This is a genomic window from endosymbiont of Ridgeia piscesae (assembly GCF_001443665.1).
Taxonomy (GTDB): Bacteria; Pseudomonadota; Gammaproteobacteria; order Chromatiales; family Chromatiaceae; genus Endoriftia; species Endoriftia persephonae.
On record NZ_KQ557115.1, the window covers coordinates 14,420 to 32,731 of the forward strand.

The following is an 18,312-nucleotide window of genomic DNA, read 5'->3' on the forward strand; positions in this document are numbered from 1 at the left end:
GCCCCGTGGGAAATCTGCGGCGATTCTATAGCTTTTTGGCTGCCTGGTCCCCGTGGGGATTCGCGGGTTTAGCCGACCGTTAGTCGTCGATGAAGCTGGGGCGTTCCTGCAGCGACTGGTTGCTCTGCATGGCGTGGAGGGTCTGCTCGGGGGTGAAGGGGAGGCCGGTGAGGATGTCACACAAGTAGTGGCTGTAGAGCGGGTTGCGGAAGTTACCGTAGCCGCTCTTCATCACCCGCTTCCATTTCGCTATCTTGACCGCCTTGAGGCCTTTTTTACCGCCATAGGCGTAGACCTTGTAGCGGCGTTCGCCGCAGTGGAAGCCTTCGAAGGAGGTGTTGATGGCGCCGCTGGCGGAGCGGATCACAATCAGGGTGCGAGTCACGCCATCCTTGCCCAGTTGCAGGGCGCTGCGGTCGATGAAGTAGCGAAAGCGGCTGTTGGGGTCATCGACCTGGAACTCCACCAGGTTCTCTGCCTTGGGCAGTTCGGGTAGCTTGGTCGCCTGCTCCTTCCAGACGGTCTCCTCCAGATCGGGCCGGGCCTGGGGATCGGCCTCATCGATGAAGGGGCGATCCTTGGCCTGCAGGGGCAGCGCCAGGCTGGCGAGGATGAGGGTCTGGATCAGGATCGGGTGGCGCATGGTTCGATCAGCTCTGGAGATTGTTTGAGTGTGACAGTGGTGGGACGCTGGAGTTCGGCCGATTCTAGCAAAGTTCAGCTGAGCAGTCGGACGCCGAGCATCCAGCTGGCGATGCCGCCGGCAAGAAAAAAACTGCTGATGGCGGCGAAGGCGATGCGCTTGTAACGGGTGACGAGCTTGAATTCGGCGTGGCTGGAGATGATGAAGGGGCGGCGGCTGGCACCGGTGTTGCTCAGGGTGTGTAGGTTCTGGCGGTTGGCGGCGGCCTCCTCCCGGGTTGCCTGGCGATGGGCCTGGCGGCGCGCCTGATCCCACTCATCCAGGTCGATGCGACTGTCACCGTTGCGGTCGAAACGCGCTAGCAACTCGGGATGATCCTGCTTCCACTGGCGCAGCAGGTCGCTGGCGTGCGCCTTGATCAGCGCCTGGCGGTCGGTCTCGTCAAAGGATTTAAACAGGCCGATGGCATAGAGCGGATCGCCGGGGTAGATGGTCTCTTCGGTGTAGCGGTAGTGCTCACCCAGATGGCCCTGTTCACTCAGCGAGAGGGCGGCGCTGAACAGGCCGGCGAGGCTGGAGCCGCCGCCGCTACGGGCCGGCATGGCGGTGGCGAAGCTGGAGCCACCGTACCAGACCTGCCGCTCGCTGGGGGTGATTTGCGCCCCGTCGGGGTCGATGATGCACTGGCCGGTGGGATCTTTGATCAGGAACAGGCCATCGCTGCTGCCCTGCTGGGAGGTGCGCCAGCCTTTTTCGTGGCGGCGTTCGATGCGGTAGCGATACCAGCAGCAGGGGACGTGGGTCAGTGGGGTGAGGATCGGCTCCCCCTGCATCGCTGCGGCAGTGCCGTTCAGCTCCACATAGCCCTGGTGGGCGGAGCGGATCAATGAGGTGGGGGTGTCTTCGATGATGCGCGCGCGGGAGAGGTTGCGGAAGGCGAACCAGAGAGCGGCGAGACAGAGCAGCGCTAAGCTGTTCACCCAGATCCAGAACGTCAGTTCCGGCATGGTGAGGATGTCGTGGTGCATGGTGCTAGCTAAACAGTGCGCCCATATTCACGTCCTGCTTCTCTGCCCCGCTGAACTCTAGTAGTTCGGCCGGTTTGAAATGGAACATGCCGGCGATGATTACATCGGGGAACTGTTCGATGCGAACGTTGCTGTTATTGACGCTCTCGTTGTAGAACTCACGCCGGTCGGCGATGGTGTTCTCCAGTCCGGTGATGCGTGACTGCAGGTGCAGGAAGGAGTCGTTAGCCTTCAGATCCGGGTAGTTCTCCGCTACTGCGAAGAGATTGCCGAGGCCGATGCGCAGTTCGCTCTCAGCAGCGCCAACTGCCCCCACGTCGCCTTTTTCCCGGGCCTTGAACACCGCAGCGCGCGCCAGCATCACTTTTTCCAGGGTTTCCTGCTCAAATTTCATGTACTGTTTGCAGGTCTCGACCAGTTTTGGTAGCTCGTCGTGGCGCTGTTTCAAGAGGATGTCGATGTTTGACCAGGCCTTGCTGACGCCGTGTTTGAGTCGAACCAGGTTGTTGTAGATCATGATCCCGTAGAGTACGGCAGCGATGGTCATGCCGATCAAGACGAACAGTACAATCTCCATTGTGTTCCCCCAGCTGAAAGAGTTCTATGCCTAATAATATCCGCTCGTTCGAATCCCGCACCCCCCAGATCGACGACGACGCCTGGGTGGATGAGACCGCAGTGATCATCGGTGATGTGAGTGTCGGTCCGCAATCGTCGATCTGGCCGATGAGTGTGCTCCGTGGCGATGTGCACCGTATCACTGTTGGCGCCGCAAGCAACATCCAGGATGGTTCGGTGCTGCATGTCTCCCACGACAGCGCCTATCTGCCGGGTGGGCTGCCGCTGTTGATCGGCGACCGGGTGACGGTGGGGCATCAGGCGATCCTGCATGCCTGCACGATTGGCGATGGCTGCTTTATCGGCATGGGGGCGAGAATCCTTGATGGCGCGGTGCTCGACCCCGGTGCCATGGTTGGTGCAGGCTCGCTGGTGCCGCCAGGCAAGCACCTCGAAGGAGGCTATCTGTGGGTCGGTTCGCCCGCCCGCCGGGTGCGGGTGCTGAGCGAACAGGAGCGGGAGTTTCTGGACTACTCCGCGCAACACTATGTGCGGCTGGCCGGGCGGCATCGGCTGGGTAAGCCGTAGGAATGCCGCTGAGAGGCTTCCTAGCCTCTCAGCTGGGCGATCACCGATTTGGTGTGGGGCAAGATGCCGCGCCACAGGCGGAACGATTCGGCGGCCTGCTCCACCAACATGCCGAGTCCATCCAGGGCGCGGCTCGCCTTGTGGTCGTAACCCCACTGCTGGAAAGCTGTGACCTGGTCGCTGTAGAGCATGTCGTAGCACCAGCCGCCTTTTGCCAGCACGCTATCGGGGATCTGTGGCACTGAACCCTGCAGCCCGGCGGCGGTGCCGTTGATGATCAGGTCAAACTCCATTCCCTCCAGCTCGTCCAAGCCGCAGCCGGCCACCCGCCCCAGTTCGGCGACACCTGTGGCGAGGGAGTAGGCCTTAGCGGCGGTGCGGTTGGCGATGATCAGGCGCTTCGGTTTGGCTTCCAGCAGTGGCCGCAGTACCCCGCGCACTGCACCGCCGGCACCGAGGATCAGCACCCGGCTGTCCGCCAGTTCAAAGCTGTGGTTGTGACTCAGATCGCGCACCAGGCCGACACCGTCGGTGTTGTCGCCACGCAGCTGGTTGTTCTCCAGGCGGATCAGCGTGTTGACCGCGCCGGCGGTGTGGGCGCGCTGGCTCAGTTCGTCGGCCATGCGCCAGGCCTGCTCTTTGAACGGTACGGTGACGTTGAGCCCCTTCCCACCCTCGGTAAAAAAGCGCTTCGCATCACCTTCGAAATCATCCAGCCTGCCGAGCAGGCGGCCATATTCGATCGCTTCACCGGTCTGTCTGGCGAAGGCGGCGTGGATTAGCGGTGACTTGCTGTGTTCGATGGGGTTGCCGATGACGGCGTAGCGGTCGCTCATGTTGATCTGCTCAAGCGTTGAGCCACTCGGCCGCCTGTCTGGCGAAGTAGGTGAGGATGCCGTCGGCGCCGGCGCGTTTGATGCAGAGCAGCGATTCCATCACCACCGCCTGTTCGTCGAGCCAGCCGTTCTGCGCGGCGGCCTTGAGCATCGCGTATTCGCCGCTCACCTGATAGGCGAAGGTGGGTACCATGAACTCATCCTTGATACGTCGGACGATGTCGAGATAGGGCATGCCTGGCTTCACCATCACCATGTCGGCGCCCTCCTGCAGGTCGAGGGCGACCTCGTGCAGCGCTTCGTCGCTGTTGGCCGGATCCTGCTGATAACTGTATTTGTTGCCGCCGCCAAGGTTAGCGGCGGAGCCGACTGCATCGCGGAACGGGCCGTAGAAGCTGGAGGCATATTTGGCGGAGTAGGCGAGGATGCGGGTGTGGATGTGACCGTCACTCTCGAGAGCGGTGCGGATATCGCCGATGCGTCCGTCCATCATGTCGGAGGGGGCGACCACGTCGGCACCGGCGGCGGCGTGGGAGAGGGCCTGCTTTACCAGCACCTCCTTAGTCTCGTCGTTGAGTACGTAGCCGGTGGCATCGATCAGGCCGTCCTGACCGTGGGTGGTGAAGGGGTCGAGCGCCACGTCGGTGATGATGCCGAGATCGGGTACGGCATCCTTGAGTGCGCGCACGGCCCGTTGTGCCAGGCCATCCGGGTTGAAGGCCTCGCGGGCATCCTCGGTCTTTACCTGCATAGGGGTGACAGGGAACAGAGCCATCGCGGGCACGCCCAACCCATAGATGGTCTTTGCCTCTTCGATCAGCAGCTCAACGCTCATCCGTTCCACACCGGGCATGGAGGGCACCGCCTCCCGCTGGCCCTGGCCTTCGAGCACGAATACCGGATAGATGAAGTCGTCGGGGCTCAAGCGGCTCTCGCGCATTATGCGGCGGGAGAAGTCGCTGCGGCGCATGCGGCGCATGCGGGTGGCGGGAAAGGGCGAACGGCTACTTGAGTTCGGCATGGATTCGGTCCCCTGACGGTTTGGGTAAACCCCATAAGATACCCTATGATGCGCGCTTTTAACCAATTCTGAGGCATTGAAGGGCATGCAGAAGTCGCACAGATCTCCCTACATTTATGATGTCGAAGAGGCCACCTTTGAGCAGAAGGTGATCGATGCCTCCAATCAGCAACCGGTGATGGTCGATTTCTGGGCTGAGTGGTGTGCCCCCTGTATCTCGCTGGCACCGGCGCTGGAGCGGGTCATCGATGAGCTCGAAGGCGTGGTGCGCCTTGGCAAGGTGGAGGTGGATGACAATATGCGCCTGGCGGGCCGCTTTCGTCTGCGGGGTTTTCCGACGGTGATTTTGTTCCACCACGGGGAAGAGTTGGGGCGCTTTCACGGTTCACGGGCGAGTCACTGGCTGCGACAGTGGATTGAGGAGCATTTGGGCGACTATCTGGCGCAGCGCAGCGCCTGATTGGCTGGTCGAGATAGGGTGAGGAGAGAGGAAAAATCTGCGGGAGTAGGGGAATTTAAATCACAAATGATTGTCTCATGAAAGTGTGGGCTCTTTTATGAGGTTGTTGGTTGTTCAGTTATTTCTTTGTTAACAATTAGTTACGAGTTCGTGGCTGGTTTTTGCGGGGGTGTGAATTTTTTTTTCGCACAGGCTAAAGGTTTATTGATGGGCGCCGATCAATAAGGGCAACAGACAGACATTGAATGTGATCCTCCTCCAGCGCAAATATTGCGCTACTCTAAGGTCCAACTCCTCCCCGGTTGGGCCTTTTTTTGTCCGTTTTCCAGCGTCCCTGATGCAGCGGGGGAGTCTCGAGGAGTGACTTCTTGTGGCCCTCTGGGTTGAATATTTGGTGGGGTTGCAATGCAAGAAGAGGTAAGGCGGCAACCACTTCAGATGCTTGAGTCTTTCCCCTGATTTCCTCGAAAAATATCGAAAAAGTGCGGATTGTTCCTCTATTTTGGGGAGAAGCGAGTGGTATTCTGCATATCCGATAAATGATCAGTGCTGGCTGGGAAGGCAAGTTGTACTGACATAGAGGAGAGCCTTAGGCTTGACTGACTCAAGATCTCAGGATGATTCCGGTCAGTGCGTCACGGATTGATGTGGGCTGGGCGAGCCCCTGGGTGGCGCCATGTAGAATCATGTCGATCTCCCCGCCACAGCACAGACGCACCTGTAGCGCATTGCGTGCAGGTGGATGGTTACTGCGATTGGCGCTGGTCGAGACGAGTGGACGACCGCTGGCACGGCAGAGAGCCGCCGCCAACGGATGGTTGGTTACCCGCACCGCGATGCCCGAGTGATCGCCGCGCAGCCAGAATGGCAGTGTCGGGGCCGCAGGCAACACCCAGGTGTGGGGGCCGGGCCAGCTCTGTACTACCGGCTCTAGTTGTTGCGATGGCAGTTGGTCGATGAAGGGCTGCAGTTGATTGAAGTCGGAGGCGATGAGTATCAGCCCCTTGCTGACTGGCCGCTGCTTCAGGCGTAGCAAGCGGAATACCGCCTGGGGATTGAGCGGGTCGCAGCCGAGTCCGAAAACCGATTCGGTTGGATAGGCGAGAATACCGCCACCAAGGATCACCCTGGCGGCTTGACGTAACCGCCAGGGATGGATGGATGGATTAGCGGGCAAGGTCGGCTTGGAGTTTGGCATCCTTTTCGATCACGCCTTTGGCGTTGGCTTCGCGTTCGGCACGAATGCGTGTTGCCAGCTCGGTATCGCCCAGCGCCATGATCTGAGAGGCGAGATAGGCAGCATTTTTTGCGCCGGCCTTGCCTATGGCAACGGTTGCGACGGGGATTCCACCGGGCATCTGCACGGTGGAGAGTAGTGAATCCATGCCCTTTAGCGGACCAGCGTCGAGCGGGACGCCAATGACCGGTTTCAGGGTTGCGGCGGAAACCGCACCCGCGAGATGGGCGGCGAGGCCAGCGGCGGCGATGAACACGGCGCAGCCGCGCTGATCGGCGTTCTTCACGTAAGTGTGGGTGGTATCGGGGGTGCGGTGTGCGGAGGTGATCTTCACTTCATAGGGGATCGCCAGGGCGCGAAGCACGTCCAGGGTGGATTGCATAACGGGCAGGTCCGAATCGGATCCCATTAGTACGGCTACAAAGGGCTTGTTCATTGGATCAGGTTTTTTATCTGTTGGAAGGCGGGAGAAGATACCCGAAAGCCTATTTTATGACCAGTGTGAACTGCTTTGTGAAGCACTGGGTTGATTGTTGGACGCGAAAAAATTGTTGTTCCACGCATAGCCTGGCTAGCTTGGGCTAAAGCGCTGCCGGAACTTTTGGAGAAGATCGATGGTACATTTTCGGCGCATGCTGGGGGGCTTCATTCTCGTCATGAGTGTCATGGCAGAGGTGATGGCGTCTGGAGTCGAGTACAGCAAGGAAGAGATGGCGTGGCTGAAAGCACACCCTCAGTTGCGGGTCGGCATCATCAATACTAACTCGCCTATCCTTTACCTTGGTGAGGCTAACCAGCCGCGGGGCGTGGCGGCAGACTATCTTCGCTTTGTCGCCGAGAAGGCGGGGGCTGGGCTGAAGGTGGTGCGCTTCAATGAGGTTTCGGCGATGGAGCGCGCACTCAAGGATGGAGAGATCGACATGGTCGGAGCCACCACCTGGTCGGTGGATAGGGCGTCGAGCATGCGCTTCACCCAACCCTATCTCTCGATTCCGGGAGCGATCTATACCAGAAAAAACGGCCCACTACTGACCCCTACTGAGATGGATGGGCGTGCGGTGGCCGTTGTTCGCGGCGGTTTTTGGAGTCGTTGGGTCAATGAGCGCTACCCCAATATCCGGCGGGTTGAGGTATCTGGTGCTCTGGCTGGCTTGCAGAGCGTCAACAATGGTTTGGTCGACGCTTATCTCGGAGATATCGCCTCGTCGCGCTATCATCTCAAGCGTCAGGGGATTGACCGGCTGCAGGAGTATGGCGCGATCGGTGGTCTGTTGAATCTGGTGATGGCGGTCGACAGCAACCAGGCCCTGGTGGCTTCGATTCTCGAGAAAAGCATTGCGCTGATCACGCCAGAAGAGCACGGCAGCATCCGTCGGCGCTGGTCCAACATCGGCGAGGCGCCAAGCCTCACAGATAACGAAACGGTGCGGGGCGCATTGATTATTGTTCTGCTGCTCGGCTGGTTTGTCGGGTGGTATCTGGCGTTTCGCTGGTTGGTCAAGCGCAAGGTTTCGCGGCGCACCAAATCGATGAAGAGCTCGCTGCTGCGTCGACGCAAGATCGAAAAGGAGATGAAGCATGAGCGTGAGCAGCTGAAGACCTTGATTCGGCGCGCAAAACGGAAGATTCGGTCGATTCAGGGGCGGTTGAACCTGCTCTCTGAAGCGCTGCCTTTCGGCTTCTGGGAGTGGGACCTGAAACGCAATCGCTATCGCTGGGACAAGGGTATGTGCCGGCTTGCAGGGGAGCTGCCGGGTACCTTCGGCGGCACCCCCCACGAAGTCATCTCCAAAATTCATCCTGATGACCGAGATCGAGTGGTGGATCGGTTGACCCGGGCGATGTCGAAAAACGCAGTGAGTAGTCTTGAATATCGGCTGCTGCGTTCTGATGGTAGCGTGATCTGGGTCGTTAACCACTACCGCACAATCCGCAACTCACGGGGGTGCGTGGTGAAACAGGCCGGTGTGACCTATCAGCTCTCTGAGCACCTCCAGACCAAGCTGGAGCCCCAGCCCGAGCCGTCAGAACAGGTCAAGCCTGACGACCTGCAGCCAAAGGTCGGGCCGCGGCCGACGCAGAAACCGCAGCTGGTCAAGGATGAGCCTGTCACCAGTCAAGAAGAGGGGCAGGCGCCGGAAGGCACTACGAACGCTGGTGTGGGTTCTGCCTATCAGGGGCTTTAGGGGCTCCCAGAATGAATTTGGGCGAGCAGAATTAGGAGGCCAAATTTTCTGCTGCAAGAAGAAAATCGCAGGTAATAGCTGGCCTATTGCCAAGATTTCCCACGCAGCAGTAGGAAATTTGGGCCGCAAGGCTGCCGTCCATGATTTGTTCAGGAGCCTCTTAACTCACTCCCCAACCATCTTTCTCATATCGCCAATCATGGATAGCAGGGTTTTTCCTGCTATCTTTTGAATCGGCTTCACTTCCTTTCCTTGTTGGGGGATTAAGAGGATGAGGTGGACACTCTACTCTCTGCTGTTTCTGTTAATCACGGTATCGGCGTCTGCTGAGGAAGGGATCTCACCCACTGAACGGGTAACACTCTCCATGGATGCGGTGATGCAGGTGCTGAATAACCCGAATCTCAACCGCGAGCAGCGGCGCTTGGCAGTGCGTGACGTCGTGCGCAGCCATTTCGACTATCGGGTAATGTCGAGAATCATTCTGGCGATCAACTGGCGCAAGGCCACTGACGAACAGCGGGATCGGTTTGAACGCTATTTCAGGGAGCTGATGGAAAATACCTACTTCTCAGCGATCGATAACTATAGTGGGGAAGAGGTGCGCATCGGGCGGGAAAAACGCCAAGGAAAGCGTGCGGTGGTGCAGACTATGCTGATCACAAAATCAAAGCAGATCCCCATCGATTTTAAGCTGCTATCCAAAAGCAATGATTGGGCTGTCTATGATGTGGTCATCGAGGGGGTCAGCCTGATCAGCAACTATCGTGTCGAGTATCGGGGGCTGGTGAAACGAGAGGGCATGGAAGGGCTCCTCTACAAGCTTGAACGCAAAGCACTTCAGCTAAAAAAGGGCGCAAAGACTGACACCGTCGAGCCCGCCTCATGATGCTAGACTGAAAGGCGTGTTGAGCTGTAAAGGTTGATTGATCTGCTGAAGCTCAAGCGATAGATTGACCTGCCGGATCGATTACGTCTTTGTTCCAGAAAGCTTTTGCTGGCCTGGATCTGTATATCAATGGAGATGCCGTATGCTGAAGAAAACCACCCTCTCTGTCGCCCTCTCTCTGCTTTGGTCTTTGTCTGCCGGCACTATCGCGGCAGAAGAGGTTGCTGAACCTGCATCTACAGTGGGCGAGATGTCGCAGGTGCAAACGAATGCCACGGCTGATGATGCGAGTGAGGCAGCTGTAACTCCGCCGGTGACCGACAATTGGGAAGCGCGTTGGGAAGCGCGGACGAAGCGTTATGAAATGTTGCGCAAACGTGCGCTGGAGTCTGGTGTGATGCTGCCGAATCGGCCGCCTTGGGAAGAGCATCGGGGCATGATGCCGGAGTGGACCTCCATGGAAGAGCGCATGCAACGCATGGAGAAGCTACGCGATATGTCTCCTGAAGAGCGGGATGCATACCGCAATGAGCGTTACCAGGAGATGCGAGAGCGTGCCGCAGCTATGGGGCGAGAGATGCCAGAGACACCACCCTGGAAGGCAAGAGAAGATGCGTGGGCTGCCGCAGAGGCGGAGTGGAAAAAGCATCAGGAGGTCATTGATGGGATGACCCCGGAACAGCAGGCGGCCTGCCGTGCCATGAAACGCCGTCACATGCGAGGTGGCCGGGGCGGTTGGGGGCCTATGATGCATGGGCCCGGCATGGGGCGTGGCAATCCGCAGGGTTTTGGGCCGGGGCCGTATGGCGCCATAAACAATTTCTGGAGCCCTGACTACTGACTTGACAGCACCCGGGTACGCCCGGGTGACCCGCTCTATTTCTGGGCTTTTTTCGCCAGGAATGCGGCCTCGCCTTTTTGCAGATACTTCCATGGCAGAGGCAGCAGCGAAGGCACCTTTGCACAATAGCTTCGATAAACATCACCATGAAAGGCGATGAGCTTCTGCTCCTCCAGTCTGGATCCCAGCACAAAGTAGAGTGTTATCAGGATCGCTGAGAGCAGATAGGCGCCATTCATCGACTGGGACCACACAATCACCAGCCCAAGGCTGTACCAGGGATGCCGAACAAAGCGGTGCAGAGGCGATATCGTGAATGCTTCCTGATCGATCTGAGTGCCGCTTCTCCTGTCCGACAGCTGTCGCAGACCGATGAACTCCTTGCTGTCGTAATAGCGTAGTGACCAGAAAAAACCCGCGATTGCCGCCAGTGATGTGCCGCCACTCAGCCAGCGACCGATGCCCTGCCACTGCCAGAGCATCTCGTCAGACCAGCTGTAGAGTAGCGCCAGTGGTGGAATTAGCAGCAGCACTGCCAGCAGGTTGAAGAGTAGCCGATACCAGGCTGCCAAGGCGGGCCAGCTGCCGATTACCCTCTGTTTGAAGCCAAGTGAGGCGAACAGGGAGTGCAGTGCAAAATAGGCCAACCAGGCCAGCGCAAGCATGGTGAGGTGTTCCGTTGGCTGCATTGCGCTACCGGGTGTTGCCTAGTCTGGCTAAATGAGATGCGGTAGTGCAGCTATCCAACAAACTTGCCGCTTTGCAGGCGTTGTGCCTCCATCAATTCCAGTTCTCGGGAGCCGGAGATGACGATCTCGTGGTCCGGCACAAAGTCGAGTTCCGGATCGAGCCGCTGATAAGGCACAGCGTTGAGGATCACCTTCATGGCGTTGATGCGGGCTTGGTGCTTGTCGTTGGAGCGGATGATGGTCCAGGGTGCGTGAGTGGTGTTGGTGCGGCGCAGCATCTCATACTTCTGATTGGTGAAGTCATCCCAACGATCCTGCGCCTGTACGTCGATCTCAGAAAGCTTCCACTGCCGTAAAGGATCGCTCTTGCGCCGTTCAAAACGCCGCGCCTGCTCCTCCTTGGTGACCGAAAAATAGAGCTTGACCAGGATCGTACCCTGGCGCACCAGATCCTTCTCAAAACCGGGGCAGCCGATCATGAAATGTTCGTACTCTTCTTGGGTGCAGAAGCCAAAGATTGGCTCCACTACGGCGCGGTTGTACCAACTGCGATCGAACAGTACCACCTCGCCGCCGGATGGACATTCGCGCACATACTTCTGGAAGAACCATTGGGTACGCTGCTCTTCGGTGGGTTTGCCCAGCGCCACCACTCGGTAGTGTTTTTCGTTCATATAACGGGTGACGCGGCGGATGGTACCGCCCTTGCCGGCGGCATCGCGTCCCTCGAAGAGGATGATCATGCGGGTGCCGGTCCGCTCCAGATACTGTTGCATCTGTATCAGTTCAGCCTGATAGGGTTTGAGCGCCTCCTCCCGTTCGAAGCGCCGAATCGCCTTTTTCTGATTCTTCTTCTGCCTGGCTACCTCGTCCCGTAACTGCTTCTGTTCATGCAGGAGTTCTGAAAGCCTGATCGGTTGATCATTGTAGAGGACAAACTCGGGATTCTGGATTTCATCATACATGATACTGCTCCTGCTCAGGGACGATACGTGGGCGCGTAAACTAGGGCGACCCAAACGATTAAGTATAGCCTTTTTTTATTTGTACCCCAGTGTCGATAGCTGAGATTAGACTCGATACGCCGATTCAATCTGCTCCCGGGTCAGCACGCCGAGAATCCGCTGGCCGCCCCCTTTTTTACGTCGCGCGACATAGAGTGCCTCGGCGCCGCTTGAGTCGAGCCGTTCCACCGCCTCCTGCAGGGTTGCCTGCAGGGAGATATCGGCGAGCTGCAGGCGGCGCGCGGGAATCTCCATCAGATCGATCTCCTCCTCCATGGCCTCTTCGGCATAACGGGCCAGATCAGCGGCGTAGATCAGATCGGAGGGGGTTCCGTCGGTCTCAACAAGAAACCACTCGGGTGCTTCTGCCAAGAGGGAGATCAGTGCCTCGCGATGATTTCGGGAGCGGCAGTGGACCAGCTTCTGGCTCATTACCGATGCGACACCGATGCGGCGCAGGGATTGCATCACTGGATCGGTGCGGTAGTTGAGGCCGCTCGATTCAAGGATCGCAATGAACAGAGATTTCTTCTGAAATATTTCACCACTGGTAAGACCGGCAATGACGATGGCGAGCATGCCAGGCATCACCACCTGAGGGCTGTTGGTGAGCTCGATGATCGCGGTTAGCGCCGCCAGCGGCGCCTGCAGGCTGGCGCCCATCATCGCCCCCATGCCGATCAGGGCATAGAAACCGGGGTCTGCGGTTGGAGTATTGAACAAAAGTGTCGGCAGCTCGGCAACAATCCCACCGATCGCCGCGCCGATGAAGAGTGCAGGGCCGATGATGCCGCCGGGGATACCCATGCCAATGCTGGCGGAGGTGGCAAAAATCTTGGCCAGTACCAACAGGATTAGCAGCTCCATGCCCAGTTCGCCGAGTAGGATGCTCTGTGCCGTGTCGTAGCCAATACCGAGGACCTGTGGCAGAAACAGGCCGATGCCGCCAACCAGGGCCCCGGCAGTGGTGGTTCTGACCCAGAAGGGCCAGGGTTTGCTGATCGCCGATGTTTTCTGTACCAGCTGAATAAACAGGGCCGAGGCGCTGCCGGCAACAATGCCGAGCAACGCCACCACGCCCAGCTCGCCAATCGAACTGAGCTGGAAATGCGGCATGGAGAAGGCACTGTCGCTGCCAAGAAAATAGACCGCCACGCCATTGGCGCCCACCGCCGCAAGGATGATCGGGATAAAGCTGCTCGGTGTGTACTCCATCATCACCACCTCGAGTGCGAAGATCACACCGGCCAGAGGGGTGTTAAAAGAGGCCGCGATGCCGGCGGCGGTGCCGCAGCCCACCATGGTACGGATGCTATTGTTGGGCAGAGAGAAGTGCTGGCCGAGCAGTGAACCGGCTGCTGCGCCAAGGAATACATGCGGTCCCTCCCGCCCTACCGAGTGGCCGGAACCGATGGCAACCGCGGCACCAAAGAACTGCAGCAGAAACTCTCGCAGCCCCAGGTGTCCCTGATGATAGGCGAGACGCTCGATCAGCCGGGCGATCCCCAACACGTGTAAGCCGCGGGCAAAGTGGTGGAAGATCAAACCGATCAGCAGTCCGCCCGCCACCGGCAGCAAAAATCGCAGCAGCGCGGGAAGGCCCTCATAGTTTTCCGCCAGATTGCCTGGCAGCAGGCTGCCCTGGGTACTCTCGACAAGTATTCGAAAGACGACGATCACAGCGCCGGCAATGACCCCGGTGATCAGCCCCAGCAATGCTAGCAGGAGCAGCGCATCCGGGCGCGCCAGATGCAGGCGAGTATGGTGGAGCCAGTCGTTGAGCGGTTGTCGCATCTGCTTCTGCATCTCTGATGTATCATGCCGCAGTCAGGCAGCAGTCGGTAGTAACCTTAACGGAGGGGCGGGAAGTTGTCAGCCAAGCAGAAGATGAGATTGAATGATTCGCAGGCCTATCAGACCAGCACAGAAATAGATTTCATGGAGCGGCTGTTGCCGTTGCATGGAGCGCGCGTACTGGAGTTGGGGTGTGGTGCGGCCTGGACGCTTCGAAAACTGGCAGAATGCTATTCCGATTCCCAGTTTATCGGTACCGAAGTGGATGAGATACAACACCAGAAAAATCTTTCGCATGCAACGGTGAACCTCGAGTTTCGCCTCGAGGGTGCGCAGGCGATCAGCGAGCCGGAGCAGAGCATCGATCTGGTCTGCATGCTGAAGTCCCTCCACCATGTGCCGATTCAGCTACAGCTGCCGGCGATGCAGGAGATCCATCGGGTACTCAAGCCGGGTGGCATGGCCTGGATCTGCGAGCCGGTCTACAGTGGCGCGTTCAATGCGATCATGAGCCTGATTCATGATGAAAAGCAAGTTCGTGAACAGGCCTTCGATACACTGCGTCAGGTGGTGCAGAACGGCCTGTTTGAGCTGCACGCCGAGCACTTCTTCAATGTGCCCGGCAGCTACAGCTGGGCGGAATTCGAGCAGCGCTTCCTCAATGTCACTCACACAAAGATCGACCTCAGTGACGGACGACTTGAGCGGGTGCGGGACGAATTTGCACGCCACCTGGAGGGCGAGCGGGCCGCCTTTCTCAAGCCTCACCGGGTCGATCTGTTGCGCAAACCGCTGGGCTGATTGGTCAGAGATGTCTTGGCTTGCAGCAGTGATACAGATCACCAATAGCGATGGCTGATTGATCTGGGTCAATACTGGATCATTAAAATTTTAGGTATATCTAATATTATTTGCTGATGGCGGCCCTTCTCTGCTATAAATGAGAATCATTATTGTTATTGATGTTTTTTACAATGGTGCTTCTGATGGTTGAGAGAGTGTGTGACAATCAATCGATTAGCCTAGTCTCGCTGCCGGTGGGGGCGCGTGCCAGGATCAAGCGTGTCGAGGGAGGCCGGCAACTGTTGCGTCGCCTGATCAGCCTGGGTCTGCCGTTGGGCGCCGAGATATCGGTATTACAGCAACGTGGGCGGGGTGTCGTGGTGGCAAATGGGGGTATCCGGGTGGCGCTGGGAAGCGGCATCGCCGATAAGCTGATGATGGCGCCTCTGGATGCCGACTGAGAAGGGCTGGAACTGAGCGATGGGCTGTAGTGAATGTGGTGACGGGCGGAGCAAACCCCGCTCTGGGGGCGAGTCTCGGTTGACTATCGCGTTGGCGGGCAATCCCAACTGCGGCAAATCAGCCCTCTTCAACGCCCTGACCGGAATCCGTCAGAAGACCGGCAATTGGCCCGGCGTGACGGTGGATCGTAAAGAGGGGCGCTTCAGTCTCGATGGCGAGGAGGTCAGCGTCATCGACCTGCCAGGCATCTATTCGCTGGACGCCACCACCCTGGATGAACAGGTCACGCGGGACTACCTGCTGTCTGGCGATGCCGACCTGATCGTCAATATCATCGACGCCTCCAACCTGGAGCGTAACCTCTACTTCACCGTGCAGATGCTCGAGATGGGCGTGCCGGTGCTGATTGCGCTCAACATGATGGATGTGGCGCGCAAGCGCGGTATCTGCATCGATACCGAAAAGTTGAGTGAAGAGACCGGCTGCCCAGTGATACCGATCGTTGCGGTCAGCGGTGAAGGTCTGGAGCAGCTCAAGCAGGGGGTGACACAGCTACGCCGGGGCGAGCTGAGTGGTGGTTTTGCGCTGGCTCATGATGAGGCAGTGGAGCAGGCGCTGAGTGATCTTGATCCCCTGATGCACGGCCAACATAAGACCGCCAAGCGGCGCTGGCTGCTGCTGAAGATGCTGGAAGGAGACAGCTTCGCCCTCGATCAGGCGGATGATGCACTGAAACAAAAAGTCGCCGAATGGCAGCAGGCGATTGAGCAGCGCGCCGGTGAAGAGACCGACATCCATATTGCCGACAGCCGTTACGGTCATGCCCACGCACTGTCGCAGACGGTATTGAAGGAGCAAGGGCGGGTCGGCAAGACTCTGAGTGATCGCATCGACCGGGTCGTTTTGAGCCGCATCCTGGGCATCCCGGTTTTTCTTGCGGTGATGTACCTGATGTTCCTCTTCGCGATCAACATCGGCGGGGCCTTTATCGATTTCTTCGATGGCATTGCCGGTGCCATCTTCGTCGATGGCCTGGGCCACTGGTTGAGCCAGCTCGGGCTGCCCGAGTGGCTGGTGGTGGTGCTCGCCGATGGCGCTGGCGGCGGCATCCAAGTGGTGGCAACCTTTATTCCGATCATCGCCGCCCTCTACCTGTTCCTTTCGGTGGTGGAGGATACCGGCTACATGGCGCGCGCTGCGTTTGTCATGGATCGTTTCATGCGTTCCATCGGCCTGCCGGGCAAGGCCTTTGTGCCGCTAATCGTCGGCTTTGGCTGCAATGTGCCGGCGGTGATGGCAACCCGCACCCTGGAGAACGAGCGCGAGCGCAAGCTCACCATCCTGATGAATCCCTTCATGTCCTGTGGCGCACGGCTACCGGTCTATGTGCTGTTCGCCACCGCCTTTTTCCCGGCCAACGGCCAGAATCTGGTGTTCGGCCTCTATCTGATCGGCATAGTTGTTGCGATTCTCACCGGTCTGATCATGAAGAAGACCCTGCTCTCCGGTGAGAGCACTGGCTTTATGATGGAGTTGCCCCCCTACCATCTGCCGACCCTCAAGGGTGTGGCGCTCCGCACCTGGGATCGGGTACGTCTCTTCATCAAAGAGGCGGGGCGGGTGATTGTGCTGATGGTGCTGGCGATCAATGTGCTCAATTCCCTGGGCACCGATGGTTCATTTGGCAACGAGGATAGTGAGCACTCTGCCCTCTCAGCAGTCAGCAAGACGCTCACCCCGCTGTTTTCACCAATGGGGATCGAACAGGAGAACTGGCCCGCCACGGTGGGTATATTCACCGGCGTGCTGGCGAAGGAGGCGGTGGTGGGCACCCTCGACTCGATCTACACTAGCCTGGCTCGGCAGGAGGCGGGGGATACTGGCGGCGGGGAGCCGTTCGACTTCTGGGCGGCGATCGCTGAGGCCGCCGCCACAGTGCCGGAGAACCTGGGCGAGGTAAAGAATCAGCTGCTCGATCCGCTCGGCCTGCAAGTGGGCGACCTGAGCGATGCCCGTAGAGCAGCGCAGAAGCAGGAGGTGGAGGTGGATGTATTCGGTGCGATGGCGGCCCGCTTCGATGGCCAGGCTGGAGCCTTCGCCTATCTGCTGTTCATTTTGCTCTACTTTCCCTGCGTGGCGACTATCGGCGCGATCGTGCGCGAGGCGGGCAGTGCCTGGGCCGCCTTTGTTGCGGCCTGGACCACGGGTGTCGCCTATGTCAGTGCCAGCCTCTTCTATCAGATCGCCAGCTATTCGCTGCACCCTGCCAGTTCGACCGCCTGGATCAGCTCACTGTTGTTGCTGGTGGCGATGGTGATTGTCGGTCTGCGGATCTGGGCGCGACGGGATCTGAGGGCGCTGTTGCGGCGGGTACGGGCATGATCCTCGCCGAGATTAAAACCTATCTGAAGCAGCGTCGGCAGGCGAGCCTGGCCGACATTGCGCTGCATTTCGATATTGAGCCGGGTGCGGCGCGTGGCATGCTGGAGCAGTGGATTCGCAAGGGCAAGGTGGAACGGCTTAGCGCGCAGGCGGCCTGCGGTTCGAGCTGCAGCAAGTGTGATCCGGCTACCACTGAGCTCTATCTCTGGAAGGATGCGGCGGATCGGCCGGCCGCCGATCCGATCCGTTTCAATCCAGGTTGCCCTTCACAATGAGGTGCCTGCGTCGCCCGCGGCGCAGCGCTAACGTTTCAGCTTGATTATCAGGGTCTTGATCTGATTCTGTCGCGCCAGCGCCAGGTCGTGATTGAGCGCCTGACGGTTCGGGTAGGGGCGACTGCGCACCCGGTGGTAGGTCTGATTGTTGTTGATGCTGACCCGCTGGATCTCTGCCTCGATGCCGATCAGCGCCAGTCGTGCTTTCATCCGGTCGGCGTCGGCGAACTTGCGAAATGAACCCATCTGCAGGATGTAGGCGCTTTTGTCTTTTGCCACTGGGCGCGTTTCAACATGCGCCTTCTGCACTGGGGGTGGTATGGCCGCAGGTGGTGCGGGCTCCGGAGTGTTGATCTCCTCCTCCGGGATCAACACCTCCATCTCCGGCAGGATGGTGTAGAAATCGAAGTGGGGCTTGGGTGTCTCTGGCGGCTTCGCTGGTGCTGATCTGGGCTCGGCGACCGGTTGCTTGCTAACCCCAGGGATCTGCCCGGCCGCCATCTGCGGACCATACTGCAGCCATACCAGCCCCATCACGAAGGCGCCACTGATCAGGCCGGAGAAAAACCAGAGTCCACAGCTTCGCTCTGACCTTTTCCGCTCCTTGGGAGTGGCCCGATGCTTGAAGTCCGCCAT

General features: G+C 58.9%; 20 protein-coding genes. 9 read left to right on the top strand and 11 right to left on the bottom strand.

Features of this window, described 5'->3' with window-relative positions; genetic code table 11:
* Positions 1 to 79: 79 nt before the first annotated feature.
* The 3 genes from Ga0074115_RS00095 to Ga0074115_RS00105 form a co-directional block, all read right to left on the bottom strand.
* A complete protein-coding gene (locus tag Ga0074115_RS00095) occupies positions 80 to 643 on the bottom strand; it encodes a CNP1-like family protein (RefSeq protein WP_057955513.1) in 564 nt (187 codons plus the stop codon).
* 74 nt (positions 644 to 717) lie between these two features.
* The gene (locus tag Ga0074115_RS00100; RefSeq protein ID WP_057955512.1) at positions 718 to 1,671 is read right to left on the bottom strand and encodes a GIDE domain-containing protein; all 954 of its coding nucleotides are present in this window, start codon (positions 1,669 to 1,671) and stop codon (positions 718 to 720) included.
* Positions 1,672 to 1,675: 4 nt separating this feature from the next.
* Positions 1,676 to 2,218: a LemA family protein gene (locus Ga0074115_RS00105; protein ID WP_232432842.1), complete on the bottom strand. Its 543-nt coding sequence runs from the start codon at positions 2,216 to 2,218 to the stop codon at positions 1,676 to 1,678.
* Positions 2,219 to 2,274: 56 nt separating this feature from the next.
* On the opposite strand from Ga0074115_RS00105, the gene Ga0074115_RS00110 reads away from it, so the two are divergent.
* Positions 2,275 to 2,817, top strand: a complete 543-nt coding sequence (locus Ga0074115_RS00110) for a gamma carbonic anhydrase family protein (RefSeq protein ID WP_057955510.1) — start codon at positions 2,275 to 2,277, stop codon at positions 2,815 to 2,817.
* A gap of 20 nt (positions 2,818 to 2,837) precedes the next feature.
* Here the strand turns inward: Ga0074115_RS00110 and aroE are convergent, their stop codons facing one another.
* Together aroE and hemB are read right to left on the bottom strand one after the other, a co-directional pair.
* Positions 2,838 to 3,653: a shikimate dehydrogenase gene (aroE, locus tag Ga0074115_RS00115; RefSeq protein ID WP_057955509.1), complete on the bottom strand. Its 816-nt coding sequence runs from the start codon at positions 3,651 to 3,653 to the stop codon at positions 2,838 to 2,840.
* A gap of 10 nt (positions 3,654 to 3,663) precedes the next feature.
* Entirely contained in the window at positions 3,664 to 4,674 is a 1,011-nt protein-coding gene (gene hemB / locus Ga0074115_RS00120; protein WP_057955508.1) for a porphobilinogen synthase, read from the bottom strand.
* Between the two features lie 85 nt (positions 4,675 to 4,759).
* Between hemB and Ga0074115_RS00125 the strand changes: the two genes are divergently transcribed.
* Positions 4,760 to 5,134: a thioredoxin family protein gene (locus Ga0074115_RS00125; protein WP_057955507.1), complete on the top strand. Its 375-nt coding sequence runs from the start codon at positions 4,760 to 4,762 to the stop codon at positions 5,132 to 5,134.
* A gap of 604 nt (positions 5,135 to 5,738) precedes the next feature.
* Here the strand turns inward: Ga0074115_RS00125 and Ga0074115_RS00130 are convergent.
* Both Ga0074115_RS00130 and purE read right to left on the bottom strand, forming a co-directional pair.
* Positions 5,739 to 6,332, bottom strand: a complete 594-nt coding sequence (locus Ga0074115_RS00130; RefSeq protein ID WP_082626746.1) for an L-threonylcarbamoyladenylate synthase type 1 TsaC — start codon at positions 6,330 to 6,332, stop codon at positions 5,739 to 5,741.
* Complete coding sequence (purE, locus tag Ga0074115_RS00135) at positions 6,301 to 6,807, bottom strand: 5-(carboxyamino)imidazole ribonucleotide mutase (protein ID WP_057955506.1); 507 nt, start codon at positions 6,805 to 6,807, stop codon at positions 6,301 to 6,303. Before purE ends, Ga0074115_RS00130 begins: the two co-directional genes overlap by 32 nt.
* A 178-nt stretch (positions 6,808 to 6,985) precedes the next feature.
* Between purE and Ga0074115_RS00140 the strand changes: the two genes are divergently transcribed.
* The 3 genes from Ga0074115_RS00140 (at position 6,986) to Ga0074115_RS16510 (ending at position 10,287) form a co-directional block, all read left to right on the top strand.
* The gene (locus Ga0074115_RS00140) at positions 6,986 to 8,557 is read left to right on the top strand and encodes a transporter substrate-binding domain-containing protein (protein WP_057955505.1); all 1,572 of its coding nucleotides are present in this window, start codon (positions 6,986 to 6,988) and stop codon (positions 8,555 to 8,557) included.
* Between the two features lie 271 nt (positions 8,558 to 8,828).
* Positions 8,829 to 9,446, top strand: a complete 618-nt coding sequence (locus Ga0074115_RS00145) for an MlaC/ttg2D family ABC transporter substrate-binding protein (RefSeq protein WP_232432823.1) — start codon at positions 8,829 to 8,831, stop codon at positions 9,444 to 9,446.
* 142 nt (positions 9,447 to 9,588) lie between these two features.
* Positions 9,589 to 10,287 carry a hypothetical protein gene (locus tag Ga0074115_RS16510; RefSeq protein WP_232432824.1) on the top strand — a complete coding sequence of 233 codons (699 nt, stop codon included), beginning with the start codon at positions 9,589 to 9,591 and terminating at the stop codon, positions 10,285 to 10,287.
* Positions 10,288 to 10,322: 35 nt separating this feature from the next.
* Here Ga0074115_RS16510 and Ga0074115_RS00155 read toward each other — a convergent pair whose 3' ends face one another.
* The 3 genes from Ga0074115_RS00155 to Ga0074115_RS00165 all read right to left on the bottom strand — a co-directional run bounded on the left by Ga0074115_RS00155 (position 10,323) and on the right by Ga0074115_RS00165 (position 13,786).
* Positions 10,323 to 10,976 carry a methyltransferase family protein gene (locus tag Ga0074115_RS00155; RefSeq protein WP_057955503.1) on the bottom strand — a complete coding sequence of 218 codons (654 nt, stop codon included), beginning with the start codon at positions 10,974 to 10,976 and terminating at the stop codon, positions 10,323 to 10,325.
* Between the two features lie 50 nt (positions 10,977 to 11,026).
* Positions 11,027 to 11,941, bottom strand: coding sequence for a polyphosphate kinase 2 (gene ppk2 / locus Ga0074115_RS00160; RefSeq protein WP_006474637.1), 915 nt, complete (start codon positions 11,939 to 11,941; stop codon positions 11,027 to 11,029).
* A gap of 105 nt (positions 11,942 to 12,046) precedes the next feature.
* Positions 12,047 to 13,786 (bottom strand): chloride channel protein, encoded by a 1,740-nt coding sequence (locus Ga0074115_RS00165; protein ID WP_057955502.1) that lies wholly within the window; start codon positions 13,784 to 13,786, stop codon positions 12,047 to 12,049.
* An 81-nt stretch (positions 13,787 to 13,867) separates the two neighbouring features.
* Here Ga0074115_RS00165 and Ga0074115_RS00170 point away from each other — a divergent pair, with 81 nt between their 5' ends.
* The 4 genes from Ga0074115_RS00170 to Ga0074115_RS00185 all read left to right on the top strand — a co-directional run bounded on the left by Ga0074115_RS00170 (position 13,868) and on the right by Ga0074115_RS00185 (position 17,676).
* Entirely contained in the window at positions 13,868 to 14,575 is a 708-nt protein-coding gene (locus Ga0074115_RS00170; RefSeq protein WP_057955501.1) for a class I SAM-dependent methyltransferase, read from the top strand.
* Positions 14,576 to 14,760: 185 nt separating this feature from the next.
* Complete coding sequence (locus Ga0074115_RS00175) at positions 14,761 to 15,018, top strand: FeoA family protein (protein ID WP_057955527.1); 258 nt, start codon at positions 14,761 to 14,763, stop codon at positions 15,016 to 15,018.
* A gap of 19 nt (positions 15,019 to 15,037) precedes the next feature.
* Entirely contained in the window at positions 15,038 to 17,401 is a 2,364-nt protein-coding gene (feoB, locus tag Ga0074115_RS00180; protein ID WP_057955500.1) for a Fe(2+) transporter permease subunit FeoB, read from the top strand.
* Positions 17,398 to 17,676 carry a FeoC-like transcriptional regulator gene (locus Ga0074115_RS00185; protein ID WP_057955499.1) on the top strand — a complete coding sequence of 93 codons (279 nt, stop codon included), beginning with the start codon at positions 17,398 to 17,400 and terminating at the stop codon, positions 17,674 to 17,676. Before feoB ends, Ga0074115_RS00185 begins: the two co-directional genes overlap by 4 nt.
* Positions 17,677 to 17,703: 27 nt before the next feature.
* On the opposite strand, the gene Ga0074115_RS00190 is transcribed toward Ga0074115_RS00185, so the two are convergent.
* Entirely contained in the window at positions 17,704 to 18,312 is a 609-nt protein-coding gene (locus Ga0074115_RS00190) for an SPOR domain-containing protein (protein WP_060528088.1), read from the bottom strand.

Bases quoted from the DNA above. Each gene is read 5' to 3' on its own strand.
- Ga0074115_RS00130 (WP_082626746.1), bottom strand. From the start codon at position 6,332: ATGCCAAACTCCAAGCCGACCTTGCCCGCTAATCCATCCATCCATCCC.
- feoB (WP_057955500.1), top strand. From the start codon at position 15,038: ATGGGCTGTAGTGAATGTGGTGACGGGCGGAGCAAACCCCGCTCTGGG.
- Ga0074115_RS00190 (WP_060528088.1), bottom strand. From the start codon at position 18,312: ATGGCGGACTTCAAGCATCGGGCCACTCCCAAGGAGCGGAAAAGGTCA.
- Ga0074115_RS00140 (WP_057955505.1), top strand. From the start codon at position 6,986: ATGGTACATTTTCGGCGCATGCTGGGGGGCTTCATTCTCGTCATGAGT.
- Ga0074115_RS00105 (WP_232432842.1), bottom strand. From the start codon at position 2,218: ATGACCATCGCTGCCGTACTCTACGGGATCATGATCTACAACAACCTG.
- Ga0074115_RS00170 (WP_057955501.1), top strand. From the start codon at position 13,868: ATGAGATTGAATGATTCGCAGGCCTATCAGACCAGCACAGAAATAGAT.
- Ga0074115_RS00100 (WP_057955512.1), bottom strand. From the start codon at position 1,671: ATGCACCACGACATCCTCACCATGCCGGAACTGACGTTCTGGATCTGG.
- ppk2 (WP_006474637.1), bottom strand. From the start codon at position 11,941: ATGTATGATGAAATCCAGAATCCCGAGTTTGTCCTCTACAATGATCAA.
- Ga0074115_RS00095 (WP_057955513.1), bottom strand. From the start codon at position 643: ATGCGCCACCCGATCCTGATCCAGACCCTCATCCTCGCCAGCCTGGCG.
- purE (WP_057955506.1), bottom strand. From the start codon at position 6,807: ATGAACAAGCCCTTTGTAGCCGTACTAATGGGATCCGATTCGGACCTG.
- aroE (WP_057955509.1), bottom strand. From the start codon at position 3,653: ATGAGCGACCGCTACGCCGTCATCGGCAACCCCATCGAACACAGCAAG.
- Ga0074115_RS16510 (WP_232432824.1), top strand. From the start codon at position 9,589: ATGCTGAAGAAAACCACCCTCTCTGTCGCCCTCTCTCTGCTTTGGTCT.
- Ga0074115_RS00185 (WP_057955499.1), top strand. From the start codon at position 17,398: ATGATCCTCGCCGAGATTAAAACCTATCTGAAGCAGCGTCGGCAGGCG.
- hemB (WP_057955508.1), bottom strand. From the start codon at position 4,674: ATGCCGAACTCAAGTAGCCGTTCGCCCTTTCCCGCCACCCGCATGCGC.
- Ga0074115_RS00155 (WP_057955503.1), bottom strand. From the start codon at position 10,976: ATGCAGCCAACGGAACACCTCACCATGCTTGCGCTGGCCTGGTTGGCC.
- Ga0074115_RS00125 (WP_057955507.1), top strand. From the start codon at position 4,760: ATGCAGAAGTCGCACAGATCTCCCTACATTTATGATGTCGAAGAGGCC.
- Ga0074115_RS00145 (WP_232432823.1), top strand. From the start codon at position 8,829: ATGAGGTGGACACTCTACTCTCTGCTGTTTCTGTTAATCACGGTATCG.
- Ga0074115_RS00110 (WP_057955510.1), top strand. From the start codon at position 2,275: ATGCCTAATAATATCCGCTCGTTCGAATCCCGCACCCCCCAGATCGAC.
- Ga0074115_RS00175 (WP_057955527.1), top strand. From the start codon at position 14,761: ATGGTTGAGAGAGTGTGTGACAATCAATCGATTAGCCTAGTCTCGCTG.
- Ga0074115_RS00165 (WP_057955502.1), bottom strand. From the start codon at position 13,786: ATGCAGAAGCAGATGCGACAACCGCTCAACGACTGGCTCCACCATACT.